General features: G+C 72.7%; 17 protein-coding genes. 9 read left to right on the forward strand and 8 right to left on the reverse strand.

All coding sequences use genetic code 11. The features are described 5' to 3' along the window. Positions 1–32 precede the first annotated feature (32 nt). Complete coding sequence (locus J2S44_RS21765) at positions 33–593, forward strand: hypothetical protein (protein WP_310416977.1); 561 nt, start codon at positions 33–35, stop codon at positions 591–593. A 590-nt stretch (positions 594–1,183) separates the two neighbouring features. Here the strand turns inward: J2S44_RS21765 and J2S44_RS21770 are convergent. After that, the gene (locus tag J2S44_RS21770; protein WP_310416980.1) at positions 1,184–1,975 is read right to left on the reverse strand and encodes an enoyl-CoA hydratase-related protein; all 792 of its coding nucleotides are present in this window, start codon (positions 1,973–1,975) and stop codon (positions 1,184–1,186) included. A 47-nt stretch (positions 1,976–2,022) separates the two neighbouring features. Further along, positions 2,023–2,829, reverse strand: a complete 807-nt coding sequence (locus tag J2S44_RS21775) for a PaaX family transcriptional regulator (protein ID WP_310416982.1) — start codon at positions 2,827–2,829, stop codon at positions 2,023–2,025. Between the two features lie 293 nt (positions 2,830–3,122). Between J2S44_RS21775 and J2S44_RS21780 the strand changes: the two genes are divergently transcribed. Both J2S44_RS21780 and J2S44_RS21785 read left to right on the forward strand, forming a co-directional pair. Continuing rightward, on the forward strand, positions 3,123–3,290 hold the full coding sequence (locus J2S44_RS21780) for a DUF3117 domain-containing protein (RefSeq protein WP_007455245.1): 168 nt from the start codon (positions 3,123–3,125) through the stop codon (positions 3,288–3,290). An 85-nt stretch (positions 3,291–3,375) separates the two neighbouring features. Next, positions 3,376–4,863, forward strand: coding sequence for a leucyl aminopeptidase family protein (locus tag J2S44_RS21785; RefSeq protein ID WP_310416985.1), 1,488 nt, complete (start codon positions 3,376–3,378; stop codon positions 4,861–4,863). Here the strand turns inward: J2S44_RS21785 and J2S44_RS21790 are convergent. Continuing rightward, positions 4,847–5,461, reverse strand: coding sequence for an O-methyltransferase (locus tag J2S44_RS21790; RefSeq protein WP_307242813.1), 615 nt, complete (start codon positions 5,459–5,461; stop codon positions 4,847–4,849). The genes J2S44_RS21785 and J2S44_RS21790 overlap by 17 nt on opposite strands. A 225-nt stretch (positions 5,462–5,686) precedes the next feature. Between J2S44_RS21790 and J2S44_RS21795 the strand changes: the two genes are divergently transcribed. The 3 genes from J2S44_RS21795 to J2S44_RS21805 all read left to right on the forward strand — a co-directional run bounded on the left by J2S44_RS21795 (position 5,687) and on the right by J2S44_RS21805 (position 8,975). Beyond that, on the forward strand, positions 5,687–7,051 hold the full coding sequence (locus J2S44_RS21795) for a cellulase family glycosylhydrolase (RefSeq protein ID WP_310416988.1): 1,365 nt from the start codon (positions 5,687–5,689) through the stop codon (positions 7,049–7,051). A 235-nt stretch (positions 7,052–7,286) separates the two neighbouring features. Further along, positions 7,287–8,465, forward strand: a complete 1,179-nt coding sequence (locus tag J2S44_RS21800; protein ID WP_374727886.1) for a S1C family serine protease — start codon at positions 7,287–7,289, stop codon at positions 8,463–8,465. A 90-nt stretch (positions 8,466–8,555) separates the two neighbouring features. Continuing rightward, on the forward strand, positions 8,556–8,975 hold the full coding sequence (locus J2S44_RS21805; protein ID WP_310416994.1) for a twin-arginine translocase TatA/TatE family subunit: 420 nt from the start codon (positions 8,556–8,558) through the stop codon (positions 8,973–8,975). A 194-nt stretch (positions 8,976–9,169) separates the two neighbouring features. Here the strand turns inward: J2S44_RS21805 and J2S44_RS21810 are convergent, their stop codons facing one another. The 3 genes from J2S44_RS21810 to J2S44_RS21820 form a co-directional block, all read right to left on the reverse strand. Next, positions 9,170–10,318, reverse strand: coding sequence for an Mrp/NBP35 family ATP-binding protein (locus tag J2S44_RS21810; protein WP_310416997.1), 1,149 nt, complete (start codon positions 10,316–10,318; stop codon positions 9,170–9,172). A gap of 225 nt (positions 10,319–10,543) precedes the next feature. After that, the gene (locus J2S44_RS21815) at positions 10,544–11,176 is read right to left on the reverse strand and encodes a DUF1003 domain-containing protein (RefSeq protein ID WP_310417001.1); all 633 of its coding nucleotides are present in this window, start codon (positions 11,174–11,176) and stop codon (positions 10,544–10,546) included. Continuing rightward, positions 11,157–12,443 (reverse strand): magnesium transporter MgtE N-terminal domain-containing protein, encoded by a 1,287-nt coding sequence (locus tag J2S44_RS21820; protein WP_310417004.1) that lies wholly within the window; start codon positions 12,441–12,443, stop codon positions 11,157–11,159. Before J2S44_RS21820 ends, J2S44_RS21815 begins: the two co-directional genes overlap by 20 nt. Positions 12,444–12,509: 66 nt before the next feature. Between J2S44_RS21820 and J2S44_RS21825 the strand changes: the two genes are divergently transcribed. Continuing rightward, the gene (locus J2S44_RS21825; protein WP_310417008.1) at positions 12,510–13,388 is read left to right on the forward strand and encodes a PhzF family protein; all 879 of its coding nucleotides are present in this window, start codon (positions 12,510–12,512) and stop codon (positions 13,386–13,388) included. A 337-nt stretch (positions 13,389–13,725) separates the two neighbouring features. Here J2S44_RS21825 and J2S44_RS21830 read toward each other — a convergent pair whose 3' ends face one another. Further along, positions 13,726–14,226, reverse strand: coding sequence for a hypothetical protein (locus J2S44_RS21830; protein WP_310417011.1), 501 nt, complete (start codon positions 14,224–14,226; stop codon positions 13,726–13,728). 10 nt (positions 14,227–14,236) lie between these two features. Beyond that, the gene (locus tag J2S44_RS21835; RefSeq protein ID WP_310417014.1) at positions 14,237–14,935 is read right to left on the reverse strand and encodes an HAD family hydrolase; all 699 of its coding nucleotides are present in this window, start codon (positions 14,933–14,935) and stop codon (positions 14,237–14,239) included. A 150-nt stretch (positions 14,936–15,085) separates the two neighbouring features. Here J2S44_RS21835 and J2S44_RS21840 point away from each other — a divergent pair, with 150 nt between their 5' ends. Continuing rightward, the gene (locus J2S44_RS21840; protein WP_310429837.1) at positions 15,086–16,033 is read left to right on the forward strand and encodes a DMT family transporter; all 948 of its coding nucleotides are present in this window, start codon (positions 15,086–15,088) and stop codon (positions 16,031–16,033) included. Positions 16,034–16,065: 32 nt separating this feature from the next. Then, positions 16,066–16,575, forward strand: coding sequence for a hypothetical protein (locus tag J2S44_RS21845; protein ID WP_310417017.1), 510 nt, complete (start codon positions 16,066–16,068; stop codon positions 16,573–16,575). The last annotated feature ends 17 nt before the right edge of the window (positions 16,576–16,592 follow it).

Raw genomic sequence — 16,592 nt, forward strand, 5'->3', positions numbered from 1 at the left:
CCGGCCCCGCGCGTCCGTGGTGAGATGGGCACATGGTGCAGCAGTGGGCGATTGTGCTTCCGGACGAGCGGCTGAAGCAGGAGCGGCTCTACCACCACGACTTCGTGGAACTCGCCGACGTGCTCGCCGAGATCCCGGCGTCCGCGCACCCGGAGCTCGGTGACGAGGTCGTGCTGGTCACGGACGAGCCGACGCCGCGCGCGGTCGCGACCGGCCACATCGGCGGCCTGCGCACCAACGACGAGGACCGCCGCCAGGTCGTCTACTCCCGCCGTGCCTTCGACCAGCCCCAGCCCGCCGGTTCGCTCCACCTCGACGGCCCCGTCACCCGCGTCACGCCGGCCGAGTTCGCCGCCGTGCTCGAGCGCTTCGGCCCCCCGCTCGAGCGCAGCACCTGGCTGGTCAGCCTCGACCTGCCGATCGAGGCCACCACGCGCGCCGAGGCCGTCCGCCTCTTCTGGTCGTACGTCCGCGAACTCGGCCCCGCCGAACTCCCCGCCTTCGTCTCCCCGTCCGGCGACGAACTCGCCATGCAGGCCTTCGTCCTAGGCGAGGAGACCAACCTCGACCCCGAGGAAGAAGACGAGGACTGAGTTTTTGGTCGTCGCTCCGCTCCTCCGGCTCGGGCGCTCTCGGGCGCCCTCACGTGGGCGGTCGCGATTCGCGCATGATTCAAACCCACCCGGCAGGGTCGGCTCTCCGCGGGTCTTTGCTCTGCTTACCTAGCTCAAAATTGCGGCACGTGACGTGCGCTAATGCCTGCTGAGCAGGCACAGCCGGGTCGGCGGGTCTGTTGCGGCGTCAGGCCGGTATGAGCGCCGGCCGAACGGCACGCGTGCGGTGGGCCCTCGCGAGAGAACCGGATCCCGGGCGGTGGATTCGTGGTGGTTCGTGCCGCTGCGGCGATAGGCGTGCGTCGGAGCTCCGCTGATCAGCCCGCGATGGGCGCCGAGATGGCAGCGACGGCCTGAGAAGGGCGTCAGCTGGGCATACGCGACCGCGCTGAGCAACGTTGAGCTAGGTAAGCAGAGCAAAGTGTGCGGGTGAGCGGGGGATCGGCGGTCGGAGGGAGCGAGCCGGGGGCCGGGTGGCGATCGGTGGGGCGGTGAGGGTGATGGGGGCGGCGAGGCGCCGCCGACGGGCGGGTGGGCCGGGCGGCGGCGGTGCCGGTGGTGGGTGGAGGTCAGCGGCCCTGGAAGGTGGGCTTCTCCTTGTTGACGAACGACGTGGTGGCGTTGCGGTGGTCGGTGGTGGCACCGGTGATCGCCTGGGCCTGGGCCTCCGCGGCCAGCGCGTCGGAGAGCGTGCCGGCGGTGCCGACGGAGAGCTCGCGCTTGATCGCGCCGTAGGCGACGGTGGGGCCGGCGGCGAGCCGGGCGGCGAGCTCCTGGGCGGTGGGCAGCACCTCGTCGTCGGAGCCGGTGAGCCGGGTGAGCAGGCCGAGGTCCAGCGCGGCCGGGGCGGGGACCGGTTCGGCCAGCATGAGCAGCTCCACGGCCTTGGCGTGGCCGACGATCCGGGGCAGCGACCAGGAGATGCCGGTGTCGCCGGCCAGGCCGACGTTCGCGAACGCCATCAGGAACGACGTGCCGGGGCCGCCGATCCGGAAGTCGGCCAGCATCGCCAGGGACGCGCCGGCACCGGCGGCCGTGCCGCGGACGGCGGCGACGACCGGCTTCGGCAGGTTCGCCAGGCGCTGCGCGATCGGGTTGTAGTGGGCGAGCACCGTGGACAGCGGGTCGACGGAGCCGGCCTCCAGGATCGCTACGTGCTCGCGCAGGTCCTGGCCGACGCAGAACGCGCGGCCGGCGCCGGTGAGCACGACGGCGCGGACGGACCGGTCCGCCTCGATCTCGGTGAGCGTGTCCCGCAGCGCCTCCTTCAACGCCACGTCCAGTGAGTTCATCGACTCGGGACGGTTGAGCACGAGCGTCAGGACGCCCTCGGAGCGTTCGATCAGCAACGGTTCGGTCACGATGCCGGGGCCTTTCTGTCGGGATGAAGCAAGCGTGCGGGCCGGCGTCAAGCCGGGCCGCGTCCGGACTGCGCAAGACAATGCTCGACGTACCGGTCCGCGGCGGGGCGCAGCCGGGACGCGTGTCGGTCGAAGAACGCGGCCGCGGCGGCTCCCGGCCACCCGTCCGGGAGCAGCGCGGGCGGCAGTTGCGGGTCGCGGAACAGGAATTGACGCCACGCGTGGACCAGCCGGAACCGGGCCGCGTACGCCTCCAGGTCCTCGCTGCGGGTGGTCACGCCGGACACCACCGGGGTCAGGTCGGCGACGAACCGCTCGTACGCCCGGCCGATCTCGCCCAGGTCCCAGGCCCGCCGGACCAGCGAGGTCGCGCCGGCCGGCCCGCCGGTGTGCGCGGAGCTGAACCGCTCGTAGCTGACGCCGGCCTCGGTGATCAGCCGGTCCACGTCCTCGCCGGGCCGGGGCGCCACCCAGGTCTGCTCGTCGAGCGCGCCGTACCCCAGGTAGGAGAGGGTGCCGGCGAGTCGTTGCCGGTCCCGGCGGTGCGGCGGAAGCCGTAAGATGATCAAGTCGAACTGCCCGTTCCAGGCGGGACGGCCGATGCGGTAGATCCGGGCGGCCGCGTCGTCCAGGCGGCGCACGGCCTTCGGGGTCAGCAGATATCCGGGGCCGGACGCGAGCCGGAGCGGGTGCAGCCAGCCCTGACGGACCATGCGGGACACCGCGGTCCGCACGGCGGGTGCCGCGATCTCGAGGGGGGCGAGCAGTCTGACCAGGGCGGCGATGGGTGCGCGTCCGCCCCGGGCGCGAAGGTGATCCCCATAGAGGTCAAAGAGGGCAGACCGTGCCTGCATGACCGCACATTGTGACAGCCGAAAAACGTATAAGCTAGAGACTGTCATAACTCTGCAGCCTCGGTTTGGGTCTTGAGGCGTTCATCAGGGAAAATCGTTGGTCGGCAGCGCGGGCTGAGCCGGTCATATGGGTAACCAGGCTTGTTTCGGCCCGCAGCCGGGGTCGCGCGGGGCGGGCAGCGCTTCGTTCGACACCCCGGGCCGTCGCCGGCGCGGGCTGTGCGTGCCGGCGGTGATGGGAAGTGGCTGTGGGGCAACCCATTGACCCTGGTGTAGGTCTGAGGGGAGACAACATGGCGGCGATGAAGCCGCGGACGGGCGACGGTCCGCTGGAGGTCACCAAGGAAGGCCGGGGGATCGTCATGCGGGTTCCACTGGAGGGTGGTGGGCGGCTCGTCGTCGAGATGACTCCTGACGAGGCGAATGCGCTCGGCGACGCGCTGAAGGCCGCCGCCGGCTGATTGTTTTCGAGGCCCGCCGGTACGGGACGTCCCGTACCGGCGGGCCTTTGTGCCATCGACGAACCGCCAAGAGGGTGAGAAGAGCATGCCGAACGTCCGCCTGGTCGCCGAGCCGGATCTGACGTCAGTGGTGGTCCTGCCGGTGCGGCCGGTGGCCGAACCGGCCGAGGACGGTCCGGAGGCCGAGCTGGTCGAGGCCGGCGGCGCGCTCCCGGCCGACGTGCTCGCGGAGGCGACCGCGTTCCTGGCCGAGTCGAAGGGGGCCGGCCGGGCGGGTGGCACGGCCACGTTGCCGCGCCCCACCCGTACCCCCGGGAAACTGATCTTCGTGGGGGTCGGCGACGCGGACGAGGCGGGCTGGCGTGCGGCGGGTGCGGCCGTGTCCCGCGCGGTGGACGCGGCGGCGACCGTGCTGCTGCCGTCCGGCGTGTCCGGTGCCGCGGTGCGTGGCCTGGCGGAAGGCCTGCACCTGGGCGCCTACCGGTTCACGGTCCCGGCCGGGTTCGACGAGGCGGGCCCGGAGCCGGCCGACATCGCGCTGGCGACCACGGGGGACTTCACGGCGGAGCTGGCCACCGCGTCCGTGGTGGCGGCCGCGACGAGCCTGGCCCGCGACTGGACCAACACGCCGTCGTCGATCAAGAGCCCGGCCTGGCTGGCCGGCGAGATGGCGTCCGCGGGCGGCCGGCCCGGTCTGGACGGTGTCGGCGGCCGCGCGGAGGTCGTGGTCCGGGACGCGGCCTGGCTGCGGGAACAGGGCTTCGGCGGCGTGCTCGCGGTCGGCGGCGGTTCCGTCAACGAGCCGCGCCTGGTCGAGGTGTCCTGGACGCCGGAGAACGCGGACGCGCGGCACGTGGTGCTGGTCGGCAAGGGCATCACGTTCGACACCGGCGGCATCTCGATCAAGCCGGTCGCCGCGATGAAGCTGATGCGCAAGGACATGGGCGGCGCCGCGGCCGTGGTCGCGGCCGTGCACGCGGCGGCGGCGTTGCGCCTGCCGGTGCGGGTGACCGCGCTCGCGCCGCTCGCGGAGAACATGGTCAGCGGCTCCGCGTTCCGGCCCGGCGACGTGATCCGGCACTACGGCGGTCTGACCAGCGAGACCACGAACAGCGACGCGGAGGGCCGGCTGGTGCTCGCGGACGCGATGGCGTACGCGGTGGAGCGGCACGCGCCCGACCTGCTGATCGACCTGGCCACGCTGACCGGTGCGAACGCGGTGGCGCTCGGCAAGACCATGGCCGCGCTGTACAGCCCGGACGACGCGCTCGCCACGGCGCTGGCGGACGCGGCCGAGGACGCCGGTGAGCGCGCCTGGCGGATGCCGCTGGCCGACGAGTACGCGGACGCGCTGCACAGCGACATCGCGGACCTCTACAGCGCGCCGACCCAGGTCAGCACGATCTCGGCCGCGCTGTTCCTGCGCGAGTTCACCGGCGACCTGCGGGACCGCTGGGCGCACTTCGACATGTCCGCACCGTCCTGGTCGGAGAGCGCGGACGGCGTGCTCGCCAAGGGCGCGACCGGCTGGGGCGTACGCACGCTGATCAGGTATCTCACGACGCTCGCTTGACCGCGGAGAGGAGGCCCGCGCCGACCGGCAGGAGCGCGGGCACCCACTCGTCCGCCTCCCGGATCGCCTTGACCAGCTCGCGGATCGTGATGGTGGCCAGGTCGCGCGCGGCCGGGTCGCCGATCCGCCCGCCGGCCAGCGCGTTGTTGATCGCCAGCACGCCGCCGGGCCGGAGCAGCCGCTGCGCCGCCTGCGTGCACGCCGCGTACTCCGCCACGTCCGCGTCCACGAAGACCATGTCGTAGACGCCGTCCGCGAGCCGGGGCAGCACGTCCAGCGCCCGGCCGGTGATGATCCGGGTGCGGCCGGACGGGAAGCCGCTCTCCACGAAGATCCGCCGGGCGATCCGCTGGTACTCGCTCTCCACGTCGATCGTGGTCAGCACGCCGTCGCGCCGCATGCCGCGCAGCAGCCACAGCCCGCTCACGCCGATCCCGGTGCCGATCTCCACCACCGCCTTGGCGTTGCCGGCGGCCGCGAGCAGGCGCAGCGCGGCCCCCGCGCCGGGCGTGACCGTGCCGAGCCCGACCTCGTGCGCCAGGCTGCGCGCGGTCTGCAGGATCAGGTCCTCCGCGACGTACCCCTCGCTGAACTGCATGGCCTGCCCACCGGGGGTGTCAGCCGATCTGGCGACCGTGGCGATGACGCACCTCCTAAGGCCCGCGTGGATATGAGCGTAAGGCGGACGTCCTCGCACGTCGTGACGAGGCCCGGTTGCGGCCGGCAAGGCATCCATCTACGCTGATGCCCGACACCCAGGGAGCCGGGTGGTCAGTCGCCTGGGCAGCGACCCTTAACCGTTTCAGCTCCCTTGAGGTGGGTCATGAGGAAAAGACTGAGTGTGGTCGGTGCGACGCTGTTCGCCCTGGTCGTCTCAATGGTGGTCTTCACGCTGCCGGCGCACGCGGCCGCCGGTTTCACGGTCGACGGCGGCCGGCTGCTCGACGCCAACGGCAACGCGTTCGTGATGCGCGGCGTCAACCACGCGCACACCTGGTACCCGACGCAGACCGGTTCGTTCGCCGACATCAAGGCGACCGGCGCCAACACGGTACGGGTGGTGCTCGCCAGCGGTCAGCGCTGGACCAAGAACGAGGCGGCCGACGTCGCCAACGTGATCGGCCTGTGCAAGGCGAACAAGCTGATCTGCGTGCTGGAGGTGCACGACACCACCGGGTACGGCGAGCAGGCCGGCGCGGCCACGCTGGCCCAGGCGGTCGACTACTGGATCAGCGTGCAGAGCGCGCTGACCGGCCAGGAGCGCTACGTCATCCTGAACATCGGCAACGAGCCGTACGGCAACCAGAACTACCAGACCTGGGCCGCCGACACCTCCACCGCGATCCAGCGGCTGCGCACGGCCGGCTTCGACCACACGATCATGGTGGACGCGCCGAACTGGGGCCAGGACTGGACGTTCACCATGCGGGACAACGCGGCCGCGGTGTTCAACGCGGACCCGGACCGGAACACGGTCTTCTCCATCCACATGTACGGCGTCTTCGACACGGCCGCCGAGATCACCGACTACCTGGGCCGGTTCGTCAGCGCCGGGCTGCCGATCGTGGTCGGCGAGTTCGGTGACATGCACTCGGACGGCAACCCGGACGAGGACGCGATCATGGCCACCGCGCAGGCGCAGCGAATCGGCTACCTGGGCTGGTCGTGGAGCGGCAACGGCGGCGGCGTCGAATACCTGGACATCGTGCGGAACTTCGACCCGGCCAGCCTGAGCCCCTGGGGCCAGCGGCTGATCAACGGGGCGAACGGGATCCGGGCCACGTCCGTCGAGGCGTCCGTCTACGGCGGCGGCACGGGCAGCCCGACGCCCACCCGGACGGCCGGCCCCACGCCGACCGGCAGCCCGACGCCGTCGCCGACCGGCGGCACCGGGGGCTGCACCGCGACGTACGCGGTCAGCGGCCAGTGGAGCGGCGGCTTCCAGGGCGACGTCAAGGTCACCGCCGGGCGCGCGATCAACGGCTGGACCGTGACCTGGACGTTCGGCTCCGGCCAGACCGTGTCGAACGCCTGGAACGCCACGGTCACGTCCAGTGGCGCCACGGTCACGGCGAAGAACGTCTCGTACAACGGGAAGCTGGCCGCCGGCGGCAGCACGAGCTTCGGCTTCCTCGGCTCCTGGACCGGCGGCAACCCGGTGCCGTCGGTGACCTGCACCGCCTCATAACGCCTGGTCACCCGGGTCGTGCGACGTCGGGGAGCCGCCGGAACGGCGGCTCCCCGTTTCGCGTGTGTGCGAGGGTGAGGAACGAGCTATGCGTGACCGCGCGGGATCCGTGTAATCCTGGACGGGTAGTTCCGGCGAGATACGGAGGCACCACGTGACCGACGGCGGGATCCCGCCCCAGCCGGGCGTTCGCGGCACTTCGGCCCCGCCCGGTTCCGCGTGGTGGTCCGACGCCATGTCCGATCCCTGGCGCAACCCGTACACGCAGGCGGCCGTCGTGCTCCCGGCGGAACCGGCCGGCGACGGCGACCCCGAGCCGGTCATCGACCCGGACGCCCCGCGCGCCCGGGTCTGGCGTCCCGTCGTCCTGCTCTGCCTGGTCAGCGCGGTGCTGGCGGGCACGCTCGGCGGCGCGGTCGGCTATGCGCTGGCGCTGCGCGGCGGTGTCGCGGCCGGTGCGTTCCCGGCCGGCGCGGGCGCGCTCGACCCGCCGGCCGCCGCGGTGCGCCCGCCGGAGTCGCTGGCCGGCGTGGCGGAGCGGGTCAGCCCGAGCGTGGTCACGATCCGGGTCAGCGGCCCGCAGGGCGGCGTCGGTTCCGGCTTCGTGGTCAGCCAGGACGGCTACGTGATCACCAACCACCACGTGGTCGAGGGTGCCGCGCGCACCTCGCTGGCCGTGGTCTTCTCGGACGGCACCGCGACGCCGGCCACGCTGGTCGGGCAGGACCCGGAGTCGGACCTCGCGGTGCTCAAGGTGGAGAAGGAGGGCCTGATCGCGGTCGACCTCGGCGACTCCGACGCGGTGGCGGTCGGCGACCCGCTGCTGGCGTTCGGCTCGCCGCTGGCGCTGTCGAACACGGTCACCCAGGGCATCGTCAGCGCGCTCGACCGGACCATCCAGTCCGACCAGAGCGGGCAGGTGCGCTACTACGCGGCGATCCAGACCGACGCCGCCATCAACCAGGGCAACTCCGGTGGCCCGCTGGTCGACGCGGCCGGCCGGGTGGTCGGCGTCAACGCGGTGATCAAGTCGGTGGCCGGCGACCAGGAGACGGCCGGGAACATCGGCATCGCCTTCGCCATCCCGATCAACCAGGCGAAACGGGTCAGCCAGGAGATCATCGCGACCGGCAAGGCGCGGCGCACCGTGATCGGCGCCGAGGTCGGCAACGCGGCCGCCGGGCTGACCGGCGGCGTGCGGCTGGAGACCGTCCAGTCGAACGGGCCGGCCTCCACCGCCGGGCTGCGCGCCGGTGACGTGGTCACCCGCCTGGACCACCACCCGCTCAACGACGCCATCGACCTGGTCGCGCTGGTCCGCAAGTACGCGCCCGGCTCCATCGTCACGGTGGAGTACCGGCGCGGCTCGACCACGCAGACCGCCTCGGTGACCTTGGCCGCGGACGCCCAATGATCCCCGCCCAGCCCCTGCCGTTGGGGCCGGAGCGTGCGTACAGTTGCCGGGGGATGGTCGTAGGAGGGGCATCCGGTTGTAGGAGGCACTGTGTTCGAGAACCTCAACTGGTGGGAGATCGTCGGGCTGATCCTGGTCGCTCTGCTGATCTTCGGTGATCGTCTGCCGCAGGTGATCCAGGACGGCCTGCGCATGATCCGTAATCTGCGGAACATGGCGCGCGACGCCACCGGCGACCTCAGCCGCGAGCTGGGCACCGACATCCAGCTCGAGGACCTGCACCCCAAGGCCTTCATCCGCAAGCACCTCCTCAGCGAGGAGGACGAGGCGGCGCTGCGCAACCCGATCCAGGGCCTGGTCGAGTCGGTGAAGAAGGACGTCACCGGCATCAACGACGAGCTGAAGGACGTCGCGGCTGCCGTCGACCCGCGCCGCCCCGACCCGGCACCCGCGGTCCCGGCCGCCACCCCGGCCAACAAGCCGGCCGCGTTCGACTTCGACGCCACCTAGGCCCTGTATCGACGTGGATGGCCGGGCTGCGTCGAGGCCCAGGCGCCGCGCACCCGGACGACACCTGGACCGCGCCTCGCGCCGACCCACACGTCGATACGGGCCCTGGACACCGCGACCGTCGAGGACCACAGCAGAAAGCGCCCGGGGGTACGTACCCCCGGGCGCTGCTCGTTCTCGTTCTGCCGGGCCGGTCAGCGGCTGCTCGGCGTGAGCCCCAGCGGCTTGCCGAGCAGCGACTCCCGGCGCACCGCGAGCTTCTCCGCGACCGCCCGCAGCGCGGTCGCCGCCGGTGCGTCCGGCGCGGAGATCACGATCGGGGAGCCGTTGTCCCCGGCCTCGCGGACGCGGGTGTCCAGCGGGATCTGGCCGAGCAGCGGCACCTGCGCGCCGACCGTCCTGGTCAGCGACTCGGCCACGGCCGCGCCGCCGCCGGAGCCGAAGATCTCCATCCGCTCGCCGGTCGGCAGCTCCAGCCAGGACATGTTCTCCACCACGCCGACCAGCCGCTGGTGGGTCTGCAGCGCGATCGCGCCGGCCCGCTCGGCCACCTCCGCGGCCGCGGTCTGCGGCGTGGTGACGACCAGGATCTCCGCGTTCGGCAGCAGCTGGGCGAGCGAGATCGCCACGTCGCCGGTGCCCGGCGGCAGGTCGAGCAGCAGCACGTCCAGGTCGCCCCAGTAGACGTCGGCGAGGAACTGCTCCAGCGCGCGGTGCAGCATCGGCCCGCGCCAGACCACGGCCGCGTTCCCGGCGGTGAACATGCCGATCGAGATGACCTTCACGCCGTGCGCCTGCGGCGGCATGATCATGTCTTCGACCCGGGTCGGCTTGCCGTCCGCGCCGAGCATGCGCGGGACCGAGTGGCCGTAGATGTCCGCGTCGATCACGCCGACGCTCAGGCCCTTGGCGGCGAGCGCGGCGGCCAGGTTGACCGTGACGCTGGACTTGCCGACGCCGCCCTTGCCGCTGGCCACCGCGTAGACGCGGGTGCGCGAGCCGGGCTGCGCGAACGGGATGACCGCCTGCTGCTGCTGACCGCCGGCGCCGCGCAGCTTCTGCTGCAGCTCCTGGCGCTGCTCGGTGCTCATCACACCGAAGTCGATCGAGACGGACGTCACGCCCGGCACCGCACCGACCGCGGTGGTGATGTCGCTGGTCAGCTTGTCCCGCAGCGGACAGCCGGACACGGTGAGCAGGATGCCCACCCGGACCCGGCCGGAGCCGTCGATCTCCAGCGCGCCGACCATGCCGAGGTCGGTGATCGGACGGCGGATCTCCGGGTCGTCGACCGTGGCCAGCGCTGCCCGGACGGCGTCTTCGACGGTGATGACTGCAGACATGTCGCCAATGCTACGTCCCGGTCACGCGCACCCGACCGGCCGCCGGGCCGAGACGTTGCTTACGCGACGAACCCGGCATTCTAGGCCGCCCGCACCATAAACGATGCTTCTTCCCAATTATCCGCATCCGGACTGGACGAGATCGTGGCCGGGGTGTCACGATCACATGGTCGGCCGCGCGCCCAGCCCCTTGGGGCGCGCGGCTCAACCCTGTCCTGACCTGCGTCAGAGCGGTTCCGCGTGCTCCGGGTCATATGCGCCGACGTCGATCGGTTCGTCGAGCTTGGCCGGCTTGCGCTGCTTCGCCGCCTTCTTCTCCGCCTTGTCGGAGGCCTTGTCGGTCGCCTTCTCCGCGGCCTTCTCCGCCCGCCGCTGCCGCCGGTTCGCCTGCTCGTCCAGCTCCTCGGCCAGCCGTGCCAGCTCGGACCGGACGAAGTCGCGGGTGGACACGTCGCCCAGCGCCACCCGCAGCGAGGCGAGCTCACGCGCCAGATACTCCGTGTCCGCCTTCTGCATCACGGCCCGGCGCCGGTCCTCCTCGGCCGCGATCCGGTCCCGGTCCGCCTGCCGGTTCTGCGCCAGCAGGATCAGCGGCGCCGCGTACGACGCCTGCAAGGACAGGATCAAGGTCAGGAAGGTGAACGTGTACGGGTCGAAGCGCAGCGACGCCGGTGCCAGCACGTTCCACCCGATCCAGATGAGGATCACCACGGTCATGTAGACCAGGAACTTCGCGGTCCCCATGTACCGGGCGATGCTTTCCGACCACTGCCCGAACGACTCCGGGTCGAACTTCGGCAGCCGGATCCGCCCTGGCTCCTGCGGCTGGTCGAGCCGGTCACGCCGTCTCTCGGCCACCGTCGCCTCCCGTCATGCCCCGGGCCGGCCCGGCCTCCCGCTCACGCCAGTCCCGCGGCAGCGAGTGGTCCAGCACGTCGTCGACCGTGACCGCGCCGACCAGTCGCTGCTGCTCGTCCACCACCGGCATCGCGACCAGGTCGTACGTCGCCATCCGCCGGGTCACCTCGGACAGCGCGCTCTCCGGGCTCAGCGGCGCGATGTCGTTGTCCACCACCCCGCCGAGGATCCGCGACGGCGGCTCGCGCAACAGCCGCTGGAAGTACGCCACGCCGAGGTACTTCCCGGTCGGGGTGGCCATCGGGCCGCGCGTGACGAACACCTGCGCGGCGACCGCGGGCGACAGCTCCGGCTCCCGGATCCGGGCCAGCGCCTCCGCGACCGTGGCGTCCGGCGGCATGATCACCGGCTCGGACGTCATCACCGCACCGGCCGTGCCCTCGCCGTACGCCATCAGCTGCCGGACCGGGTCGGCCTCGCCCGGCTCCATCAGGTCGAGCAGTTCCTCCTGCTCCGGCGGCGGCAGCTCGGCCAGCAGGTCGGCCGCGTCATCCGGATCCATCTCCTCCAGGATGTGCGCGGCCCGCTCCCGGTCCAGCGCGGAGACGATCTCCACCTGGTCGTGCTCGGGCAGCTCACCCAGCACGTCCGCCAGCCGCTCGTCGTCCAGCGCGGCCGCGACCTCGTTGCGCCGGGTGTCCGGCAGGTCCTGCAACGCGTTCGCCAGGTCGGCCGGGCGCATCTTCTCCAGCATCGCCAGCATGGTCGCGGTGGCGTGCGCGCCGCTCTGCGGGATCAGGCCGCGCACATCGTCCCAGTCGAGCTGCTCCAGGTGGATGCGGCGGGCCAGCCGGATCGTCTGGTCGCGCACCGCCACCCGGCTCAGCGTCCACTCGCCCAGCCGGTTCGCGTCCATCGCCACGTCCACCACGACCGCGTGCCGTCCCTCCGGCGCGATCGTCACCGGGCGGCCCAGCAGCTCACGCAGCACCAGCAGCTCGCTGGCCCGCTTCTCGAACCGGCGCAGGTTCAGCGTGCCGGTGCCGAGCAGCACGCTGTCGGGGTCGATGCCGGTGATCCGGCTGATCGGCAGGAAGATCCGGCGGCGCACCGGCACCTCGGCGACCAGGCCGACCACCTGTGGAGGCCGGATCGAGGTGCGCAGCCGCGCGACCACGTCCCGGACCCGGCCGACCGTGTCACCGTTCGGATCGAAGACGGGAAGGCCGCCGAGCCGGCCCAGATACACCCGCGTCGCCGTCGTCACGCCCACAGCCTAATGAAAGGCGGACCGGACGGCGCGCCGGTGATCGAAACGCCTTAGCGTCAGCCTATGACGACAGTGCCGTACGAGATCGTGGACGTCTTCACCGACCGCCCGTTTGCCGGCAACCCGCTCGCCGTGGTGTTCGGCGCCGACCTGCTCGGCACCGCGCAGATGGCGGCGCTGGCCCGCGAGTTCAACCTGTCCGAGACGGTCTTCGTGCTCCCGCCGTCCGCCGCGGCCCCGGACGCGACCTACCGTGCCCGGATCTTCACCCCCGCGTCCGAGCTGCCGTTCGCCGGTCACCCGAGCGTGGGCGCCGCGGTCACCGTGACCCGCCGGGGCCTCGCCGCGCCGGGCACGCTGCGCCAGGAGTGCGGCGCCGGCGTGCTGGAGATCGAGGTGTCCGCGCACGGCGAGGCCCGGCTGACCGGCGGCACCCCGACGCTCGGCCCCGAGCGCGACCCGGCCCCGCTGCTGGAGATCGCCGGGCTGACCGCGGCCGACCTGGCCGGCCACCCACCGCGGACCGCCGGCTGCGGACTGGAGCACCTCTTCCTCGCCGTCCGCCCGGACGCGGTGGCCCGGGCCCGGCTGGACGCCTCCGCCGCCGCCCGGCACGGCGTACCCAAGCTGACCGTGCTGGCCTGGGACGCCACCACGAACACCGCGCACCTGCGGATGTTCGGCCCGGGCGTCGCCGTGGCCGAGGACCCGGCCACCGGCTCGGCCGCGCTGGGCCTCGGCGTCTGGCTGACCGGCGCCGGCCTGCTCCCGGCGGACGGCACCACGCGCTACACCGTCCACCAGGGTGCCGAGATCCACCGGCCGTCCACGCTGGAGTGCACGGTCACCGCCGCCGGCGGCAGCGCCGTCTCCGCCACCGTCGCCGGCCACGTCGTCGAGATCGCCAAGGGCGAGATCGCCGTCCCGCCCTTCCTCGGCTGACCACCCCGCTTTGCTCTGCTTACCTACGCCGCGCGGCCCGATTCGGCGCGATTTATCCGGTCGGCGAATTGCCGCTTTCGCTCAGGCAAGCAGAGCAAAGACGTGACGGTACGGTGACCGGAGCGCTCCGATCATTGACGCGATCAGTCGTATTGGAGCGATTTGCCGTGGACGATGTGCGGCTTTTGTCAATGTAAGCAGAGCAAAGCGGGCCGGTTGGCGATCATGGCGGGCCGAGCGGTCGGGCGATCCGGGCACGGGCCGGCGAGCCGGGGTATGCCGGTACGCCGGGTGAGCCGGCGGGCCGGGTGGGCCGGTGAGTGGCCGGGGTGACGGGTCAGGGGCGGCGGCCGCGGACCCGGTGGAGGCGGAACGGCTTGCGGGCGGGGCGGGCCGCGGGGGACTCGCGGGGCGGCGCGGCCTGGGAGCCGGCGGGCAACGTGGTGCCGGTGGCCGGGTCCGTGCCGGCCGGGGTGAGGCGGCTGATCACGCACTCCGTGGACCAGCGGGCCACGAGGTCGGCGGTGGAGCCGGGCGCGTTCAGGCGCTTGCCGGCCAGCTGGGTGGCGATCTCCGTCCAGCGTTCGTCCGTGGGGGAGAGCCGGGAGACGGTGGCGTCCCAGGCGACCACGGCGCCGCCGTGGTCGCCGCGCAGCGTGACCCGGGCGGCGGACGCGTCCGCGAGGCCGGGCGCGGCCTGCTCGCCGGGGCCGCTGACCACGTGCAGCACGCCGTCGACGGCCAGGCACCAGAGCGCGGTCGCGGGTCGCCCGCCGACCGAGACCCACGCTACGGACGCCTTGCGGAGCGCCTCGTCGACCAGCGGGTGAGCAGCCATGAAGGACACTCTATGCGGGCTGCAGCACCCGGTCGACCAGCGCGATCGTGTCGGACAGCCGGGCGATGTCCGATCCGGACCAGGTGGTGTCCGGGTTGAACGTGAGGTGGCCGGCCAGGTCGGGCGCGCGCAGCCGTACCGCGGTCATGCCGACCGCCTCGGCGCCGCTCAGCTCGCGGCTGCCGCCGTCACCGACGTAGAGGCACTCCTCCGGGCGCGCGCCGACCAGTGCGGCCGCGGACAGGAACATGCCCGGGTCGGGCTTGCAGATGCCCATCTCGACGGAGAGCACCCGCGCGTCCAGCAGCCGGTACACCGGTAGCCGGGGCAGCACATCGGGCAGTTCGTGCGTGCAGTCGCTGACCACGGCCGTGCGCAGGCCGCGGCCGCGCAGCGCCCGCAGCGTGGACACCGCGTCCGGGCGCAGCGTGGTGTCCGCGTGGATGGCCTCGCGGCGGGCGTCGACGGCGACCCGCAGCGTACTGTCGCCGGGGTGCCCGCCGGCCTCGGCCGCGACCCGGCGCAGCGTGTCCTCGGCGCTGCCGAACAGGCCGCGGGCCCGCGCGTGGTAGGTGCGGTCGAGCACCTCGACCAGCGTCGCCGGGTCGCAGCCGAGCAGGCGCGCTATGCCCGCGTGGGCCGGGCCGCGGCGGACCGCCCTGGTCAGGGTTCCGAAGAAGTCGAACAGCACCGCACGGTATGCGGGCATAGTTGATCAATCCTCCCCAAACTATGTGAAAGGGCGAGCGCCCGGTGTCAGAGCGTAGCCGCTTTATGACATTCCGTCTGTGGAAGATTCACCACCCGTAGCCGGACGGGTGCAAGAAGCGACGTGTAAGGATGAAACACCGTGAGCTCAATCGATCAACCGAAACACCCCGGCTCACATCCCGGTGCGGGCACCGTTTCCGCACTTGCGGTCGCGGTCCTCGCGATCACCACGTCGTCGCCGCTGATCGCGTTCGCGGCCGCACCCGGGCTGGCGATCGCGTTTTGGCGCAACGCGCTCGCTGTGGGCGTTCTCACCCCGGTGGCGATCGTCCGGCGCCGTGCCGAGCTCCGCGCGCTCGCCGGACCGTACCGTCGTCAGCTGCTCTTCTGCGTGCTGTCCGGCGTCGCGCTGGCGGCGCACTTCGGCACCTGGGTGCCGAGCATCAAGCTCACCTCCGTCGCGGCCGCGACCGCGCTGGTCTGCACGCAGCCGGTGTGGCAGGGCCTGATCGCGCTCGGTCAGGGCCGGCGCCTGCCGTGGATGACGTGGGCCGGCATCGGCGTTGCGGTGGCCGGGGCGGCGGCCGCGACCGGCGCGGACCTCGGCGTCTCCGGCGAGGCGGTGCTCGGCGACCTGCTGGCGATCGCCGGCGGCGTCTTCGCGGCCGTCTACACCGCGCTCGGCGAGCGGGCCCGCAGCACGCTCAGCACCACCACGTACACCACGGTCTGCTACGGCGTCTGCGCGCTGGCCCTGCTGGCCGGGTGCCTGATCGCCGGGGTGGACCTCGGCGGCTATCCGGGCAGCACCTGGCTGGCGATCCTCGGCCTGACCGCGGGCGCGCAGCTGCTCGGGCACTCGATGTTCAACTTCGCGCTGCGCCGGGTCTCCGCGACCACGGTCAGCATCCTGATCCTGCTGGAGGTCCCGGGCGCCGCGCTGCTCGCCTGGGTGTGGCTCGGCCAGGCGCCGCCGGTGGCCACGCTGCCCGGCGTGCTGCTGGTGGTGATCGGCGTGGCCGTGGTCGTGCTGGGCGGCGCCCGGTCCGGACGACGTACCGTTGCGCTGACCACATCGACCGACGCCGAGGCCTGACCCGGCCGGTGGCGAAGCGAGCGGAGGCGTAGATGGCGCAGTGGCGGACCGAGGGATGCGGCGCGCGGCGGGCGCCGGAGCGGGTCGAGGCGGTGACCGGCGCGATGCTGGTGACCCCGGCCGACCTGGCGACCGTGCTGGCCCGGGTCGAGTCGGTGGGCCGGTCGCAGTTCCCGGAGAGCTTCGCCGGCCTGGAGGTGGACCAGGCCGCGGTGCTCGGCGTCGTCTACCGGGTGCCGTCCGCGGACTTCGACGCGTTCCTCCGGGCCGAGGGCACGACGGTCTGCCTGGAGGTGCGCGACGCCCGGCACGACCTGCGCACGCTCCTGACGCTGCAGGAGCGCGTCGTCGCCGACCTCGGTCACTGGCGGGCCGCCGGCATCGAGATCGGCGTGGTCGGCTGCCGGCACGACGGCACCGGCGTCGAGGTCAGCACCCAGCAGGTCGCCCAGGCAGAAGATCAGTTGCCGCGCCGGTACGGCCGGGAGGTGCCGATCTTCGTGCGTGACGAGGCACCGCCGCGCCCGTTGACCGGTCAGTGAACCCAGCCGTCCCGTCG

The sequence above is a fragment of the Catenuloplanes niger genome (assembly GCF_031458255.1).
Lineage (GTDB): Bacteria > Actinomycetota > Actinomycetes > Mycobacteriales > Micromonosporaceae > Catenuloplanes > Catenuloplanes niger.